At 60.1% G+C, this 17327-nt stretch carries 15 protein-coding genes; 1 reads left to right on the top strand and 14 read right to left on the bottom strand.

Features of this window, described 5'->3' with window-relative positions; genetic code table 11:
• The first annotated feature begins 1 nt into the window (after nucleotide 1).
• Nucleotides 2-1465 (top strand): FAD-dependent oxidoreductase, encoded by a 1464-nt coding sequence (locus tag ACMLHZ_RS11745; protein WP_418667882.1) that lies wholly within the window; start codon nucleotides 2-4, stop codon nucleotides 1463-1465.
• 125 nt (nucleotides 1466-1590) lie between these two features.
• Here the strand turns inward: ACMLHZ_RS11745 and ACMLHZ_RS11740 are convergent, their stop codons facing one another.
• From ACMLHZ_RS11740 to ACMLHZ_RS11675, 14 genes are all read right to left on the bottom strand, one after another.
• Nucleotides 1591-2262, bottom strand: coding sequence for a hypothetical protein (locus ACMLHZ_RS11740; RefSeq protein ID WP_418667881.1), 672 nt, complete (start codon nucleotides 2260-2262; stop codon nucleotides 1591-1593).
• A gap of 42 nt (nucleotides 2263-2304) precedes the next feature.
• Nucleotides 2305-3492: an iron-containing alcohol dehydrogenase family protein gene (locus ACMLHZ_RS11735; protein WP_418667880.1), complete on the bottom strand. Its 1188-nt coding sequence runs from the start codon at nucleotides 3490-3492 to the stop codon at nucleotides 2305-2307.
• Nucleotides 3493-3506: 14 nt separating this feature from the next.
• Nucleotides 3507-4343, bottom strand: coding sequence for a carbohydrate ABC transporter permease (locus ACMLHZ_RS11730; RefSeq protein ID WP_418667879.1), 837 nt, complete (start codon nucleotides 4341-4343; stop codon nucleotides 3507-3509).
• An 18-nt stretch (nucleotides 4344-4361) separates the two neighbouring features.
• On the bottom strand, nucleotides 4362-5279 hold the full coding sequence (locus ACMLHZ_RS11725) for a carbohydrate ABC transporter permease (RefSeq protein ID WP_418667878.1): 918 nt from the start codon (nucleotides 5277-5279) through the stop codon (nucleotides 4362-4364).
• Nucleotides 5280-5356: 77 nt separating this feature from the next.
• Nucleotides 5357-6721 carry an extracellular solute-binding protein gene (locus tag ACMLHZ_RS11720; RefSeq protein WP_418667877.1) on the bottom strand — a complete coding sequence of 455 codons (1365 nt, stop codon included), beginning with the start codon at nucleotides 6719-6721 and terminating at the stop codon, nucleotides 5357-5359.
• Nucleotides 6722-6861: 140 nt separating this feature from the next.
• The gene (locus tag ACMLHZ_RS11715) at nucleotides 6862-7683 is read right to left on the bottom strand and encodes a helix-turn-helix transcriptional regulator (protein WP_418667876.1); all 822 of its coding nucleotides are present in this window, start codon (nucleotides 7681-7683) and stop codon (nucleotides 6862-6864) included.
• Between the two features lie 281 nt (nucleotides 7684-7964).
• Nucleotides 7965-9230 (bottom strand): ABC transporter permease, encoded by a 1266-nt coding sequence (locus ACMLHZ_RS11710; RefSeq protein WP_418667875.1) that lies wholly within the window; start codon nucleotides 9228-9230, stop codon nucleotides 7965-7967.
• Nucleotides 9227-9940, bottom strand: a complete 714-nt coding sequence (locus tag ACMLHZ_RS11705; protein ID WP_418667874.1) for an ABC transporter ATP-binding protein — start codon at nucleotides 9938-9940, stop codon at nucleotides 9227-9229. Before ACMLHZ_RS11705 ends, ACMLHZ_RS11710 begins: the two co-directional genes overlap by 4 nt.
• A 3-nt stretch (nucleotides 9941-9943) precedes the next feature.
• Nucleotides 9944-11146: an efflux RND transporter periplasmic adaptor subunit gene (locus tag ACMLHZ_RS11700; protein WP_418667873.1), complete on the bottom strand. Its 1203-nt coding sequence runs from the start codon at nucleotides 11144-11146 to the stop codon at nucleotides 9944-9946.
• 436 nt (nucleotides 11147-11582) lie between these two features.
• Nucleotides 11583-12038, bottom strand: coding sequence for a threonine/serine exporter family protein (locus ACMLHZ_RS11695; protein ID WP_418667872.1), 456 nt, complete (start codon nucleotides 12036-12038; stop codon nucleotides 11583-11585).
• Nucleotides 12039-12042: 4 nt separating this feature from the next.
• A complete protein-coding gene (locus ACMLHZ_RS11690) occupies nucleotides 12043-12822 on the bottom strand; it encodes a threonine/serine exporter family protein (protein WP_418667871.1) in 780 nt (259 codons plus the stop codon).
• 77 nt (nucleotides 12823-12899) lie between these two features.
• On the bottom strand, nucleotides 12900-13943 hold the full coding sequence (locus ACMLHZ_RS11685) for an exo-alpha-sialidase (RefSeq protein ID WP_418667870.1): 1044 nt from the start codon (nucleotides 13941-13943) through the stop codon (nucleotides 12900-12902).
• 46 nt (nucleotides 13944-13989) lie between these two features.
• Nucleotides 13990-15258, bottom strand: a complete 1269-nt coding sequence (locus tag ACMLHZ_RS11680; protein WP_418667869.1) for an MFS transporter — start codon at nucleotides 15256-15258, stop codon at nucleotides 13990-13992.
• Nucleotides 15255-17312 (bottom strand): hypothetical protein, encoded by a 2058-nt coding sequence (locus ACMLHZ_RS11675; RefSeq protein WP_418667868.1) that lies wholly within the window; start codon nucleotides 17310-17312, stop codon nucleotides 15255-15257. Before ACMLHZ_RS11675 ends, ACMLHZ_RS11680 begins: the two co-directional genes overlap by 4 nt.
• Nucleotides 17313-17327: the final 15 nt, after the last annotated feature.

The raw sequence follows: 17327 nt of genomic DNA, 5'->3' as shown, positions 1-17327 counted from the left end.
CATGACTTCGATTTGGGGAAACAGTCTTTCCGGCATGGCCCAGGGGCCTCTGCAGCAGGACCTTCAAACCCAGGTGCTGATTATCGGCGCGGGCATGGCCGGCATCCTGCTTGCAGACAGCCTGCGCCAGCGGGGCGTGCCGGTGGTGCTGGTGGACGCGGGCCTGCCCGCCAGCGGCCAGACCTGCCGCACCACGGCCAAGATCACGGCGCAGCACGGCGCGCTTTACAGCACGCTGGAAGAAACGCTGGGCGCGCAGCAGGCGGCCCAGTACGCCGCCGCAAACCGGCAGGCCGTCGAGCGCTATACCCAGCTTGTTCGGCAGCGCGGCATTTCCTGCGGGCTTGTGCGCTGCCCGGCCTATCTGTATTCTGTGGCGGACGCCGGCGCCATGCGGCGCGAGGCGGCGGCCCAGCAGCGCGCCGGGCTCGGCGCCCGCTTCACCACCGGCACTGAGCTTCCCTTCCCGGTGGCCGGCGCGGTGGAGGTAAGGGGCCAGGCCCGCTTCCATCCGCTCCAGTTTTTATCCGCGCTGGCCCAGCCCCTCACCATTTACAGCCACAGCCGGGTGCTCCGGGTCCAGGGCTGCTGTGCCCAGCTGGAAAACGGCCACACCATCACCGCCCGGCAGATCGTGTTCGCCTGCCACTACCCCTTTGTGAATGCGCCGGGATTTTATTTTGCCCGCATGCACCAGGAGCGCAGCTATGTGCTGGCTTTAAAAAACGCTCTGCAGCCCCGGGGCATGTACCTGGGCGTGGATCCCGAAAACGGGTGGTCGCTGCGCACCGCCGGGGAGTTTTTGCTGTTCGGCGGCGCCGGCCACCGCACCGGCGAAAACCGGGCGGGCGGCCGCTATGAGATCCTTCTCCAAAAAGCCCGCGAGCTTTGGCCCGGCTGCACCCCGGCGGCCCGTTGGTCCGCGCAGGACTGCATCACGCTGGACGGAATGCCCTACATCGGCATTTTTGCCCCCTCCCAGCCAAACTGGTACGTTGCCACCGGCTTTGGCAAGTGGGGCATGACCGGCTCCATGGTGGCGGCCATGGTTCTGGCGCCGCTGCTGTGCGGCGAAGCCCCGCCCTTCGGCGGGCTGTTCTCTCCCTCGCGCTTTACGCCGGCGGCCAGCGCCGGCGCCTTTGCCCACGACGCCGCCCATGCGGTGCGCGACCTTTCCCGGCAGTGGTTCGGCGCGGCCCGGGCGGCTGCCGACGCGCTGCCTCCCGGGCACGGCGGCGTGGTGGAGGTGGAAGGCGAAAAGGTGGGCGCTTACCGCGCGCCGGGCGGCGAATTTTATTTTGTTTCCACCCGCTGCCCGCACCTGGGCTGCCAGCTGGAATGGAACCCGGACGAAAAAAGCTGGGATTGCCCCTGCCACGGCTCGCGCTTTGATTTTCGCGGCCAGCTGCTCGACGGCCCTGCCCAAAGCTCCATCCGGCTGGAGGGCCCGGTGACCGGGCCGTGACCTCGCCCACACTCCCGCCCGCACTCCAGGCGGCCCCTTTCGAAGCCGGCAAAAACCGCCCCGGGCCAAACGGCCCGGGGCGGTGAACATTTCACCCCCATTTTGGGCAGCGAATGCCGGATAGGCTACTCCCGCAGCCAGAAGTCCTCGGGGAGCGCGCGCAGCCATTCCACGGCGGAATCTTCCCCGATGCGGGCACAACCCTTTTGTATGGCATCCATCGTTACCTCCAGGGAGGATGCTCCTGAAAACTTCAGTTTGATGGAATCGCCCACAATCGCTTTAATGATAGCGGGGTCACAACAGAATTTAATATAATCTGCCCCTGAGCGTGCAATCAACTCTGCGATCCGCTTGGTCTCATCGGATGTTAGAAAAGGATTTTGTCCATAAGGAGCGTACATGATAATTTTGATGATTGTCTGTGGCCGCGCCTCGCGGATGGAACCGATAAAACGGCGGTGTTCTTCCGCCAAAAGTTTATCAGCGCCATTGCGCAAAAGAGAAAAATTTGTTACCAGGTCCAGATCCGTCGCTCCATTGGCCACCGCCTCAAGCCCTTCTGCAACTTTTGTTGCAATTGTGTTTGCGCCGCAAGGAAAGCCCACCACACAGCTCACGCCGCTGCGCCCTTGTAGGTAGTTTGCCGCCCATTCAACTTGGTCTGGGTTCACGCAAACAGAGGCAAAGCCGAATTCAATCGCTTCATCACAAAATCGCCGCACGATTTCACGTGGGCACACCCAGCCCAGGCACGAATGATCCATACGCGAACAAAAATCCTTTTTTGTAATCATATAAATAAAACCACGTTCCTTTCTATTTTACATGATCTCGTTTTAGAACGACGCATGTAAAATATCTTCCAAATCTTTTCGTGTTGGCGCTTTTGCATACTCCGTAAGCACAGGCGACGAAAGCCCCACGTGTTCCTCCACATAGTCTAAAATACATGGTATATCGCTTTTCTTTACCCCATAATCCCCCAACCGGCCGCCGATATCCGTCTTCTTTTTAAGCTCACGCAAAAGCTCTGGCAGCCGGGCGGCTTGCTGCGCAGCGGATACCCCGCCCAGGGCAGGACACAACGCCGCCGCCACCCGCGCCAGCTTTTCTGTTGCAGTCGGCAGCAGCCATTCCACAATGGAATCCAGTGTTACGGCAAGCGTTGCGCCGTGCACCATATGAAACAAGGCGCTGAGGGGCTGGCCCAATACATGCCCTACAGAGGTATCCGTAAGGGCAATATTCATACCGGCCAGGGTGCTGGCGTTAGCCATCTTTTCCCGCACGGCCAAATCGCCGCCATTTTGCACAGCGGCAACAAAACTCTCTCCCAAAAAGCGAATGGATTGCAGTGCCAGTGCTTCTGAAAAATAGGTGGTCGTGTTAAGCATGTAAGACTCAAAAGCATGGGAAAAGGCGTCGAAGCCTGTGTATGCAGTCTGCCGGGGCGGAAGCCCTGTCATAAGGCAGGGGTCCACAATTGCCACGCGTGGGAAAAGGCAGTCGCTCCCTATTCCGCTTTTTACCCGCAATGCTCGGTTGGAGATCACGCAGCCCTTATTTGCTTCGCTGCCTGAACCCGCCGTGGTGGGAAGAGCCGCCAACGGCAAAGCTCCCTTTTCCGGCCGCCGCATTACGCCATTTGAACCATCCGGAAAAACCTGGCCGCAGTATTCCCAACATTCTCCGCCATTCTGTGCCGTCAACGCAGCTGCTTTTGCAGTATCGATACAACTGCCGCCACCCAAGGCTATAAGGAAGTCGCAGGCTTCCTGCTTTATAAACGCCACACACTTATCCACCTCCGTACAGTCCGGGTCGGAGTGAAAATCAAAAAAGCAAACCGAGCTGATGCCTTGTTTGGAAAGAGCGTTCTGAATCTCCTTCAGCGTACCGCTGTCTTGAAAAAACGGGTCTGCAATCATACAGGCGCGCCTGCCCAGCGGGCGGCAAAGTACCCCAGTCTCTTTTGCTTTTCCGGCTCCAAAGTGGACGTTTGCAAACAACGAATACTGTCCCATATACGGGCTCCTTTCTACTGCTTCACCGCACCTGCGGTCATGCCGCTGACGAGATGCCTTTGCAAAAACACAAACAACACAAGAACCGGCAGTGTAATAATGGTCGCTCCGGCCATAACCGCCGCCCAATCGGTGGAATACTGCCCCACAAAACTGGCGAGCCCTACGGTAATGGTCCATTTATTATATCGCTGCACCAATACGCTGGCATACAGATATTCATTCCAGCCACTAATAAAGGAAAACAAACCTGTTGCCAATAGGCCGGACCGGGCCAGGGGCAGCACAACACGCCAATAAGCACCCACATGCCCGCAACCATCCACCCTCCCCGCTTCGTCCAGCGTTCGTGGGATGGTGTCGAAAAAGCCTTTCATCATCCATGTGCAGAAGGGGACCGAAAACGTGGTATACGCCAGGATTAGCGCCCAAAGAGTGTTGATCAGGTGCAGCGCATTCATAATAATATACAATGGGATGATAAGCAGTGAGCCCGGCAGGACCTGGGTCATTAAAATAACATACGCGAGGGCTTTTCGTCCGCGAAAGCGAAAACGGGAAATGCCGTACCCTCCCAGGCTCGCGATAACAAGGGAAAACAGGGTTGTGCAAAGAGATACAAAAACGCTGTTGAACAGCCACTCTCTGAAATTAAACTGCTTGGCCTCGCCAAAGAGCATATTGGCATATCCGTCCAGAGTGGGTGCCTTGGGAATGAGCGACGGGGCGGTATATATCTCCCTGGCGGGCTTAAACGATGTTGAGAGGATCCAGGCAAAGGGAAATACCGCCCACAGGCAAACGACAACTGCGAGCAATATGGCGAGGACCGTAAAAAACTTTTTCCGCACGATTTAAGCGCATCCTTTCTATTCGTCCTCTTCCTTCACTTTGTTAAGATAAACCAGTGTAAACACCACTGAAAAAAGCAGCATAAACATGCCGCTGGCTGCCGCCCGGCCAAAATCAAAGTTGGAAAAACCCATTTGGTAAGTATAGATGGGTAACAGCTGCGTGGCACGTGAGGGTCCGCCTTTTGCCAGAAGATAAATGATCCCGAAATCTTTGATTGTCCAGATCACCAGCAAAAGGAATACCACAACCGAGACCGGCTTAAGCGAGGGAAGGGTAACAAAGCGAAATTGCCCCAGCGCATTGGCTCCATCGATCCGCGCCGCTTCATACAGCTCGCCGGGAACGCTCTGCAGGCCGGACAGCAGCATGATAGCGACAAAGGGGAATCCCTTCCAAATCGCCACTGCGTCGGCGGCCCAAAGGGCAAATCTTGTATCCGTAAGAAACCCCAGGGGCTGAGAGATAAACTGAAAGTTCGTGAATAGATAATTGATAATGCCAAAGTCCTTGTCATACATCAATATCCACACAAGGCTTGCCACCACTTCGGGTACGGCCCAGGGAATGATGACGAGTGCGCGCGCCACAACGCGCCCGGGAAATTTCTGATTAAGAAGCACCGCCGTCCCCAAGCCCAGCAGATAGCGCGCCACAATGGTGACGCCCATGTATGAAAGCGTCGTACGGATCGACTTCCAGAAATAATCGTCCTGCAGCACACCGGTAAAATTATCGGTTCCCACAAAGTAGTTCCCTTGGGTGGAGGCCTTGGGCAGATACCAATATTGTACGCTCATCAAAGCAGCTTTGGCGATTGGATAAACAAGAAATACAAGGATAACCGCGGTAAGGGGCAGCACAAACCAGTATCCGGCGTGTCGCGGGGAATTGTGGGGCTTGCGCTTGCACAACCCCCCCTTTGCTTTTCCCATAACTTCATCTCCTTCCGGGAGATCGGCCGTACAAAGCGGGAGAAGGGGTATCTCTCCTCCCGCTTTGTATCCTCTTTTTATTGTTCCATAATCTCACGGCAGGCCCCGGCCGCTTCGTCCAGTGTCGTATTCACATTGCTGCCTGCCGCAAACATTGCCTGGGTCGCATCGATCATAACCTGTTCCAGCGCCTGCAATTGGGGAATGGGCGGGTCGCTCACGCAGGATTCATAGCGCTCTTCCATAAAAGCAGTGAACATGCTGTTAAGGGGATATGCATCCGTGTATTCTTCACTGCCGGAATATTCTCGGTTCGTTGGAATCGAGCCGCAATCTGCAATGATGCGCTGTGCCTCTGTCCCGGACATCCAAAAAAGAAAATCCATTGCCGCGTCCACATTCTCGCAATTTTTCGATACAGAACAAACAACGGGATAGTGCCAGGGATTCGCCTTGTAGGTTTTTCCCTCGTATACCACATTCGGTATTGCTATTAGGCCGATATCCTCCATCAGCTCAGGATACGAGGCTTGTGTCATACCCACAAACCAGGGGCCGTCGTGGTTAAACGCACAGATGCCGTGCCAAAAATATTCTCTTGAATCCTTTTTGTCCGCAGCCGGCTTTCCATACTTGTCCACCAGCAAATAGTCCTGCCACTCCTGTGCCGCCCATTTTACAGCGTCGCTGTTTACATTGATACGCTCTGCCGTGTAAGGGCCGGATTCCCCATCCGGGAAATAAACGCCGCCGGAAGGGATGCGCGCGAGCTGTCGTACCCATTCGGAAACCACAAAGGAATGCGAGGAGGTTAGGATCCCCATCGCATACTGCTGATCGTGCGTCACCGCGGCGGAAGCCGCTTTGAAATCCTCCCAGGTGCGGATGTCCGCCGGATCTACACCCGCTTGTTCCAGCATCGATTTGCGGTAATAAATGCCCGTAGTGCCATAAGCATAACTGGCAAGGGCCAGCGTTGCGCCGTCAAACACACAGGCATCCTGTCCAATCAATTTCTCCTCCAGTCCTGTGCCCTCGAGATAAGGCCCCATATCCACAAAAACGCCGCCGTCACGCAGGGAATTGAACGCAACGACGTTTTCCGGATACATCTGCATAATGTCGGCCTCGTTGCCGGCCATGATCTCCACCGTTACATTGTTCCAGTAATCGGCATATCCAGCGCCGTAAATTTCGATCGTCACGTTGGGCGCTACCTCTTTGTATCGTTCAAGAAGTTTATCGATGACCACTTGATGCGATTCCTCCACATAAAGAGAGGTGGCAAAGGAAAGCGTGAGGGGCTCCTCTTGCAACTCGGGCTGGGTGCCGGAGGCGGCAGCGCTCCCCACTGCGGGCTGAGAAGCAGGCGATGTTCCTGCACAGCCGCCCAGGGTAAGCAGCAAAGCAATCGCCATAAGTACTGACAAATACCTTTTCATATTTAACCTCCTTAATTCGAATATCCGGAAATCCATACACAAATATTTTTTATAGTATAAAAAATATTGTGCTTTCTATTTAAAATTTTACCCATTGAAAAGCCACAAGTCACTATCATATCACATACAAAGCTGACATATCACACTGAATCATGCACGCCGTTTTCCTCCAATACGGCCATGTGTTGTCTATATGCGGTAGGGGTAAAGCCGGTTCGCTGTTTGAACTGCCGCATAAAATGTGTGTCGCTGTTGTATCCGCACAACTCCGCAATGTATGCAATGGAGCTGTCGCTCTGAAGCAGAATCTTTTTGGCGTAATCGATCCGGCTGTTCACAAAGTCTTCCTGAAAGGTAACGCCAAATATCTCCCGATAATTATGCTGGAACCAGGTTTTACTCATATTCACCGAACGCGCCGCCTCGTCCAGGCTCCAATTCTGATAAGGGAAACTGCGCATGCGTGACCGCAGCTGAGCAAAGGGCTGGTAATAAATATGTTCTTGCAGGCAAAGCTGTGAAGCTTCGCAAAGCATGTCCGATAGTTTGAGAAAAAAGCAGACCATCAATTTGGCAATCACCTCTGTGCTGTGTTCCGCCGGGTCGCTGTATTCAAATGCCAGCAGCCGAATTAAATCCGATAAGATAAAAGGGTTCGAGGGGGAGAGCGGCTTTCCAAAGGTGATCCCCAGTGAGCGAAGGCGGGAATCTTCCTGCTGGGTCATATCAAAATGAAACCAATCGTGCACAAAGTCCTCGCCCGCGCTGAAAAAAAGCTGCGGTTGCTTTTTGGCGTAAATAAACAATTGGTGTTTGCGCAGCAGATACTGCGTTCCGTCCGCGCAGAAATAGGCCGGAGTGTGTGCAAGAATCAAGACATATTCATTGAGGCCGTGCGGGCGGCAGTAATAATATTCCTCCGCAGTATTCCTCGTCTGATAATGGATGTGTTTAATCCACATGCGTTTCCACCCTTTCCTCTTTTGAAATTTTTGTTCCGCGGCGGCGCTAAAACCACCCCTGCAAATTCAGCCACGCCAATTTTAAATACGCCCTTCTTTAACCCCTATCATAAACCGTTTGAAAAATTTATTCTGCAAATTTAATCACATTCCATTATTTCCCTATTTGAAAAGCTGGGGCATCTGTACCCCCTCCGCAGGCATTCGCTTTCATTCAAACCAAAGGAAAACCGCCCCGGGCCAAATGGCCCGGGGCGGTGCTGTTTGCAGCTGCTCTGGTGTTATTCGTACCGCAGCGCCTCAATGGGGTCCAGCTTGGCGGCCTTGTTCGCCGGGTAGTACCCAAAGAACACGCCGATCGCCATGGAAAAGCCCACCGCGCCCAGAATGGTGCTCAGGCTAACCTTTGCGGGCGCGCCCAAAAAGCTTGCGCCCACGCTGCCAAGCCCCATGCCCACCAGAATGCCCAGCACACCGCCGATGGCGCATATGATGATAGACTCCACGATGAACTGGGTGCGGATGGCGCTGTTCTTGGCGCCCAGCGCCTTGCGAACGCCGATCTCGCGGGTGCGCTCGGTAATGCTCACCAGCATGATGTTCATCACGCCGATGCCGCCCACCAAAAGGCTGATGCCCGCAATGATGCCGATTGCGATCGAGATGGTGTCCAGCACGCTGGTGATCGAGGCCATCTCGTTTTGCAGGTTGTAGGCCCGCACCATAAAATTTTCGTTGTTTTTATAGTAGGTGTCGTCAAAATAGGCCTCGATGCGCCTTGCCAGCTCGTCGCCGTCCACCCCCTGCTGGGGCACCAGCTCCACCGAGAAATACCGGTCGCCCCACTCCTCTTTCATGGTTACGCTGGGCACATACATCTCGGTGGTGGTGTCCTTGCTGGTGGTGGGGCCCGCGCCCCCCAAAAAGATGCCCTGCAGCTCATAGTGGTACACGCCCACAATGGCGTACTCGTTCACCTCATTGCCGCTGGCCAGCGAGATGGTTTTGCCCAGCGCGGCGTTCGCGTCGCCGCCGAACATGTTGTCCACCACCAGATCGCTCACCACAGCCACCTTGCGCGCGCCCTCCATGTCGCTCTCGCGCAGCGCACGGCCCGCCACCATATCCACCTTGTCGGCCACAAAAAAGTCCGGGTTCACGCCCACGGTCTGCAGGTTCGCGTACAGGCGGCCGTCCTGGGCCTTGCCGCTGCCGCCGTAGTTGGCAATGATCAGCGCCTTGATCTGCTGCGAAAAGCGCTGCCGCAGCGAGTCCAGCATCTCATCGCTCAGCAGGTCCTCCTCGTAATAGCTCACCGAGTTGGAATAATTGCCGTTTTCGTCCGGGCGCTGGTTCACGGCCACCTGCAGGTTGTTGCCGCCCAGGCTCACCAGGCTGTCGCTCACCGAGCTGGTGAGCGAATTGCCCACCGTGACGATGGCGATCACCGACCCGATGCCGATGATGATGCCCAGCATGGTGAGCAGGGCCCGCATTTTGTTGGTCATCAGGCCCGAAAGGGCCAGTTTTATGTTTTCCCAGATCATTCGGCCGCGCCCCCCTTCCGTTCACTCACGATCTCGCCGTCCAGCAGGGTCACGATGCGCTCGCACTCAGCGGCCAGTTCCTGGCTGTGGGTGATCAGCAGGATGGTTTTCCCCTGTTCCCTGTGCAGCTTGTGGAAAATATCCATCACCACCCGGCCGGTGGCCGAATCCAGCGCGCCGGTGGGCTCGTCGGCCAGCAGCACAGCCGGGTCGTTGGCCATGGCGCGGGCAATGGCCACCCGCTGCTTCTGCCCGCCCGAAAGCTCGCTGGGCTGGTGGTTCATCCGGTCCCCCATGCCCACAAGCTCCAAAAGCTCTTTGGCCCGGGCGGCGCGCCGGGCGGCGGGTACGCCCGCGTACAGCATGGGAAGCTCCACATTTTTGAGCGCGCTCACCCGGGCGATCAGGTTAAAGGTCTGGAACACAAAGCCTATTTTTTTGCAGCGCAGGGCCGAAAGCTCGTTGTCCCTTGCGGCGGTCATGTCCACCCCGTCCAGGATATAGCGCCCCTCGGTGGGTTTGTCCAGCGCGCCGATGATGTTCATCATGGTGGATTTGCCGCTGCCCGATTCGCCCACAATGGCCATGAATTCCCCCTCCTGCACGGTCAGGTCGATGCCGTGCAGGATCTCCAGCTCGTTGGGGTGGCCGATGTAAAACCGCTTTACGATGCCCTCCATTTGAATGAGAGGGGCTTTTTGCTCCGCCATGGCTTAACCCTCCGCCATGGCGCCCGCGGCCATTGCCGCGCCCATGCCGCCGGCCTCGGCCAGGCTGCGCAGCTCCATGCCTTCTTCCAGGCCCTCGCCGCTGATCTCCACCGCCAGGTCGGTTTCCATGCCGGTGGTCACGGGAATGGGCTCAAAGGTGGTGGCGCCGTCGGCGCCCGTGCGCTTGGCGTACACCACGGCGCCGCCCTCGGCGCTGGTGCCCACCGCGTCCAGGGGCACGCTGAACACGCCTTTCTTTTCTTCCAGAATGATCTTGGCCCGGGCGGTCATGCCCAGGCGCAGCGCGCCGCTGGCGTCCTCCACGCTGAACTTCACCTGGTAAGTAGCCTCGCCCGAGGCGCTGAGCTCGGCCTTGGGCGCAATAAAGGTTACCTTGCCGTGGAACACATCCTTGGCGCCGCTGGTAAAGGTGGCCGCCTGGCCCAGCTGGATCTGGTTCACATCGTACTCGCGTACCTGGGCCATGATCTCCAGGGCGGCCGGGTCCTCAATGGAGGCAATGTTGGTGGCAGGCGCGCCGGCCACCGCCTGGATCTCGGTAATCACCCCGGCGGCCGGCGCGGTGATCTCGCACTGGCTGCGCTGGCGTTTCAGATCCTTCAGGTTCTGCGCGGTGGCGCTGGGCGTGCTCTGGGCCAGCATGGCGCTGCGCAGCGCGTCCTGCGCGTCCTCAATCGAAAGGCTTGCCTGGCGCATCAGGTCGTCCCAGGCGTCCTTGCCCATGTCGCCGTCGCCCCGGTCCTCGTAGACCTTTTTCTGGTTGCGGGCGTCCTCCACCCGGCGCTGCGCCTGCGCCACCGCCAGATCGCTCTGCTGCTTTTCAGCCGAGAGGGCGGCCTGCAGATTTTTGATCTGTTCGTCCAGGTCGGTGGTGTCCAGCCGGGCCACCACGTCGCCCTCGGCCACGGTGTCGCCCACCTTTACCAGCACCTCGCTCACCGGGTAGGTAAGCTTGGTGGCGGCCTGCGCCGCGTTGCCGGACTGCACGCTGCCGTTCGCAGACAGGGTGCGGGCCAGATCTCCCCGCTGCAGGGTCAGGGTCTGCACGTTTGCCTGCATGGCCTGGGCCGCCGCTGCCTGGGCGCGGCCGGCATACACCTGCCACACCACCACGGCCACAGCCAGCACGGCCAGCACGATCAGCAGCTTTTTGCGTTCGCTTATAAATCCAACGATCTTCTTCATTGCGTTCCACTCCTCTTTTGTGGGGCTGCCTGCCCCGGTTTTCCAAAACATTACACCCTCCATCTGGTGGAAAGTCAAGGCTTTTTTGAAAAAAGCTCCGCTCCCTTACTGTTCGTCGCCGCCGCGGCAAAGGTTCGGCTTTTTTCTTTTTGCGGCATATTGGCATGATACCGGCAAAGGGTAAAGGCCCCGGTAAAGAAAAGGGTAAAGAAATCGTATGGATTTTCCGCCCTTTTGCCCGCGGCACCCTTTTTTATAACGAGGCCTGTGGGCCTTTCTTTTCAAAAAAACACAAAAAACAGCCGCCGGGGCGGCAATTTTTATTCCCGGGCGGCGCGCCGGCGGTTTCCGCCCTTTGCCGGGGCCCGGCGCGCCGGGGCCCGCAGCACAAACGCCGGAGCCCGCAAAACCGCGTGCTCCGGCGTTTCGGCCTCTTTTATCTCTTTCGGTTTGACCGGCGGCGGGGCAGGCAGGCCGCCAGATTGGCCGCCGACGCCGCGCAGATGATTCCCACCGCAATGGCGCCCGCCTCGGTGAGCACCAGCCGGGCATACTCGGCAAAGCGGTCCAGCTGCGCCCGCACCAAAAAGCTCATCATGCGGTAAAGGTCGCCCCCGGGGATCAGCGGGATCAGCATCGGCACCAGCAGCAGAATCACCGGCGCGCGCACGGCGCGGGCCAGCGCCTCGCTTGCCAGCGCGGCCGCCGCAGTGGCGCACAGCAGCGCCGTGAACACGCCCTGGCCGTGGCAGGTGCAAACCAGATACACCGCCCACGAGAGCGCGCCGCCCAGCGCGGTCCAAACAAGGCGGCTGCCCCGGATGTTGAACAGCACGGCAAACCCCGCCGCGCCCACGGCCGCCATGGCCGTTTGGATGCAGTACCAGCCCATTGCCTTATCCCCCCGCCCGCAGCAGCACCACCGCAAAGCCCGCGGCCACCGCCAGCGCCTTGAGCACCGCCTCACACAGGCCCAGCAGCCCCGAAATGGTGTCGCCGCTGATCATATCCCGCAGCGACACGGTCAGCCCCAGCCCCGGTATAAGCAGCATGATGTTGCCGATGATGATCTTTTCCGGGCTCACGCCCACCCCCAGCGCCACAAGGGCGGCGGCGGCCAGCGCGGCAAAGGCGCTGCACAGAAGGTTCAGCAGCAGTTCGCCCAGCGGCAGCCGGCGGCCCAGTGCCAGCGCCCCGGCCAGCAGCGCGCCCGAAAGGGCGGCGGCCAGCGCATCCCGCGCCGCGCCCCCAAAAAACACCGTGAAAGCGGCCGAAACCACCCCGTAGGCGGCACACTGTACCCAGGGCGGGTAGGCCCTGCCCTGCCGCACTTGCTCCACCGCGCGGCGCAGCCCGGCCAGTTCAAGCGGCTGGGCGCACAGCCTGCGCGAAAGGCCGTTCACCCGCTCCACACAGCCCAGGTCGGTGCGGCGCTCACGGATGCGGCGGGTCTGGGTGAGCACCCGGCCGCCGGGGGCCGCCGCGGTGAGCACAATGCTGGAGGTAATGGTAAACACATCCGCCCGCTCAAAGCCGTACGCCGCGCACAGGCGGGTGAGGGTGTCTTCCACCCGGCGCACCTCTGCGCCGCTCACCAGCAGCAGCTCCCCCATATCCAGAATGCAGGCCAGCAGCGCTTCGCCCTGCGCGCCCCCGGCCCCTGTTTGCAGCGCCATCGCTTTCCCCTTTCCCGCTCACAAGATCACAAAAAGCGCGGTGCCGCGCGCCGCGCTTTTTGTGTGGCCGGCCTGCCTCAGTCGGTCAGCTCCAGCACCAGGTGCTCAATGGCCGTGTGCCGGTTCATGTAAATCACGTTCAGCCGCCCGTCCCGGTCTTTGCACATGGCGGGCTGGCATTTGTTGCCCGGGGCCGGGGCCAGCTCGATCAGGTTCTGCCAGGTCCTGCCCTCATCCTTCGAGCAGGCCAGGGTGAGCGGGCTGCGCTCGTGCCAGTCGGCCACCGGGGTGTTGTTGTAGGCCATCAGAATGGTGTTTTCGTCCCAGCTGATCACGTCAATCTTCGACTCGTTGTTCACGATGGTGGTGGGCCGGGGCTGGCTCCAGGTCCGGCCGCCGTCCCGGCTTTCCGCCGTATACGACACCAGCGATTTCACCCCCGCGCCCCAGCCGGTGCTGCCCGGGCAGGTGCGGGTGAACATGCGGATGGTCCCGTCCGGCCGCAGGCACAGCGCGGGCTCCCGGATCAGGCTGCCGTCGTTTGCCGCCAGCAGGGGGCCCTGCTCCCAGCTCTCGCCGTCATCGTGGGAGAGGTAGATGCGCACCGCGCCGAAGTATTTGTCCGGGATCTCGCTGCTGGTGGAAGCGAACACAATGGTGCCGTCCGGCAAAAGCACGCTGTCGTTGGAGGCATGGCCGCTCTGAATGCCCGCCGGCTTTGCCGGCTCCCAGGTGCGGCCGCCGTCCTTTGTTTTGCGGGTCCAAAGCTCGTCGCGGCCGTTGCACCAGGTGGTAAAGTTCACCTCGGTGTCCAAAAACTTTGCGAACAGCAGAATGATCTCGCCCTTTTTGTTCTTTAAAAACACCGGGTCATGGCAGCAATAGCGGATGTCGTTGCCCACCGCGTCCGGGTTGCCCCACTGGGAGGCGCCGTATTCCAGCACCGATACCCAGTCCTTGGCGTCGCGGCCCATGGGGTCGCCGTTCCACTGCAAAAAGCCGCCGTTCCACACGGCCAGCAGGTTGCCGTTGCCGGCAAGGGTAAGGCTGGGCATGTGGTAGCACTGGCGCTCGTCGAACCATTCCACAACCCACTTGCGGTCAATGATCTCAGCTTTCATTTTGTACGCTCCTCTCCGCGAAACGCGGCGCTTTATAAAAGAACTTCTACACGGCGCCCTGCCGGTCTTTCGGTGCGGCGGCCATGGCCCTGCCGCACAGCAGCACCGTGCCGGTCTGGGTCAGGGTGAGCAGCAAAAGGCTCCACACCTGCACCCGGATGCTCTCGCCCACCCACAGGTTCATGGCAAGGAAAAAGCCCAGCCCCAGGCAGCGGCCTATCTCCAGCGCCGTGTCGTTGATGGCCAGCAGCTCGGGCCAGTGGTCGTCCAGCTCGGGCACCAGCTGCATCATGTCCAAAAACGTGCTGTAGGTCGAGTTTTCCAAAAAACCCGCAAAAAAGGCGTTCACCACCGTGTACACGATCACCATCACCGGGCTTAAATGGAAGATGCACACCGCCGCAATGCCGGTAAGCACCGCCACCGCCAGGCCCATATAGCGCACCCGGTTGGTCAGCGACAGGATGCGGCTGGCGATCACAAACGACGCAATGGCCGCCGCGGCCGACAAAAAGGTGTTGAACCCCACCAGCAGCTCATTGCTCACCATCTGGTACAGCACAATGCTCAGGATAAAGGTGAACGCCCCCTCGCGCACGCCCTTGCAGCTCTGGGCGGCAAGGCCGTATAAAAGGTGCCGGTTGCGGGCGATGGCGCGGAAGGTAAAGGGGTAGTCCACGTGATGTTCAGTTTTGGTATGGCGCTTGGGCAGCCGCAGCGCCAGCGCGCAGGTCACCAGTGAAACCGCAAATGCCATGGCGAACACCGTGATATACCCTTTGGTGCCGCCCACCCGGTCGATCACAAAGCTGGCCAGCAGCGGCACCGTGAGGTTCACCAGGTTTGCAAAAATGCTGATGATGGCAATGCCGCTGTCCCGGTTGGAAAGGTCGGTGGCATCGGCCAACAGGTGCCCGTAGCTCAGCCAGTAGCAGCCGTCGGCCAGGCCGGTCAGCAGGCCCAGCAGCAGGTGCCAGCGGGCCGCCCCGCCGCCCAGCAGGATCAGCAAAAGATACAGCAGGTTATAGCCCACAATGCCCGCCACCGCCGTGGCGCCGGGGCTGGTGCGGTGCAGAAACTCCGCCGCCGCCGCCATGGCCACGGCGCTGCCCACAAAAAAGGTGACGTTGTACATCACCACCACCTTCACGTCGTTGCTCTGGCCCAGCAGCATGGTGTTGATGAACACATAGGGCAGCCGGTTGAACACCATAAAACTGGTATGCACCAGCAAAAACCGGTAGTACCCGGGCGAAAGGGCCTCGCCGCCCATCAATCGCTTCAGGGCGGCAAAAAGGCCGGTCAGTTGCTTCATGTAGGGCCCTCCTGTAAGGGGGATGACGAAAAGGTGAGCAGCGCCGTTTCCATGCTGGGCAGCGCCAGCGGCACCCAAACGCCGCCGCTGTGGGCACGGCAGGGCAAATGCTCGGCCCCGCCCCGGTGCGAGCAAAAGGCCCGCACCTGCTCCGGTGCATTCCGCACGGCAAGCGCCGCCCCGTCCACCGGGTCGGTGGCCGCGTTCACAAGGTAAAGGTGCAGCCCTGCGCCGTCGCAAAAACAGTAGGGTTCCAGGTAGGGCTGCCCCACCACCATGGGGAAAGGCGCGTTTGCCGCGTGCAGCACGTCCTGCAGCACGGCCTGGCGCACGCTGTTCAGCAGCATGGGGGGAATGGCCGGCGGCTCGGGCAGGTGCCCGAAAGGGTAGATCAGCACCCGGCCGTCCACCACCGCCTGGCAGGGCGCGGCGCGGCGCCGGTACGAATCGTACAGCGCGGTGTATTCCTCCACCTGCGCGCCGGGCGCATAGCGCACCTCCAGCGCGTCCCCCGCCACCAAAACGGCCGAAGCCCTGGCGTGCCGGCGGCCGCAGTATTCCCGCCCGCCGCTCACCTGCTCGTAGGCAAAGGCGCCGCTGTCCTGCAAAAGCCACCGGGCGCCCTCCACCCCGGCCAATCCGCCCAGGCCCCTGTCGCACAGGGTCTCCAGCGCGTCGCCGGTCAGCAGCACAAAATTATTCCGGAACAGCCGCTCCAGCGTTTCGGCGTTCCAGTTGCGCAGCACCTGCCCGGCCGCGGCCACCACCTGGCCCGCCAGGGGTGCCGGGTCGCTGCAATAGGCGTAGGGCACACCCATGGCGGGCAGCAGCCCCGCCCAAAAGGCTTCATTGGGGTACAGTTCTTCCATGCGCCGCCCCTCCGGGGTGTGAAGGGTGTAGGCAGATTGGGGGCTGCACAGCACCCGCACGCCCTGCCGCTCACCCTTGAACACACCCCCTTTTGTCAGGGCGTTCAGGTAATCCTTGGTATCCCGCAGCATCTGCTGGTAGCCGTCCTCCCACACGATGCCGTTGCCGTTCAGGTCGTACAGGTCGATGGTCATGCCCGCCAGGTCCAGCGGCAGGGCGCTCAGCAGCTGGAAGCGGGTGAACCGCCGCGACTTGGAAAACCGCGAAAACGGAAAATTTTCCAGCTCAGGGTACACCTCGGTCTCGGGGGGCAAAAAGGCCCGGGTCAGCATGGAAACCATGTTGAAGCCCTGCATATACCCGGCGGGCGAAGCCTCCTGATAGCCGGGCAGATGCACCCGGTCCACCGGGGGCCGCCCGGCGGCCAGGGTGTGCAGCAGGGCGTGCCAGTCGCGCCCCTCGGCCGCGTGGATGTGGGGCGCGCTGCTCATCAGGCCCACCTTGGCCTTTGCCGAAACGGCCCGCACCGCGCCGCCAATGGCCGCAGCCGCGCGCAGCATGGTGTCGCGGCTCACGTCCAGCCAGATCTTGCGGTAGGGGTGGGGCTCGCCGGGCTGCAATACCCCCCGCACGAACTCCTCGCGGGTAAGCGTTTTGCCGGCGGCGGCACTGTAAAGCGCCATGTGCCGCTCGCAGAAGCAGCCGCCCCAGGCAAGGGGCGCGTGGTTGTGCAGGCGGAAGTCGTCCTCTACCCACAGGATCGAGGGCTCCAGCGCGGCGTACCGCGCGTACAGCCGGCTGATGTAGGCCTGCCAGTTCTCACACAGGGGGCACACGCACAGCTCCGAGGCGCGGCCCTCCGGATCCACCATGGGGCGGAAGTTCTGGCCGGGGGCAAAGCGCTTGCCCAGGTCCGCGTGCATCACGCTGTGCCACTGGTTTACCGACAGGCTCACCCCTTTTTCCGCCAGCAGGCGGGTGAGGGTGCGCATCAGCTCCAGATATACATCCTGCTCTTCAAAGGCCATATGGCCAGTGTTCAGCTCCTCCACATTGGCGAACACGGCCACGTCGTCGATGCGCGCCTCGTCCACATACCGCAGCAGTGCGGGCACTTCGGTGCCGTCGTTGAAGCCGGGGTCGCAGCAAAAGCGGAAAATATACTGAAAGGGATCGTGTTTCATGGGCAGGGGCCTCCT

The sequence above is a fragment of the Allofournierella sp. genome (genome assembly GCF_048388525.1).
GTDB lineage: Bacteria > Bacillota > Clostridia > Oscillospirales > Ruminococcaceae > BQOK01.
The sequence above is the reverse complement of the archived record's forward strand: the minus strand, read 5'-3'. Positions and strand labels throughout refer to the sequence as shown.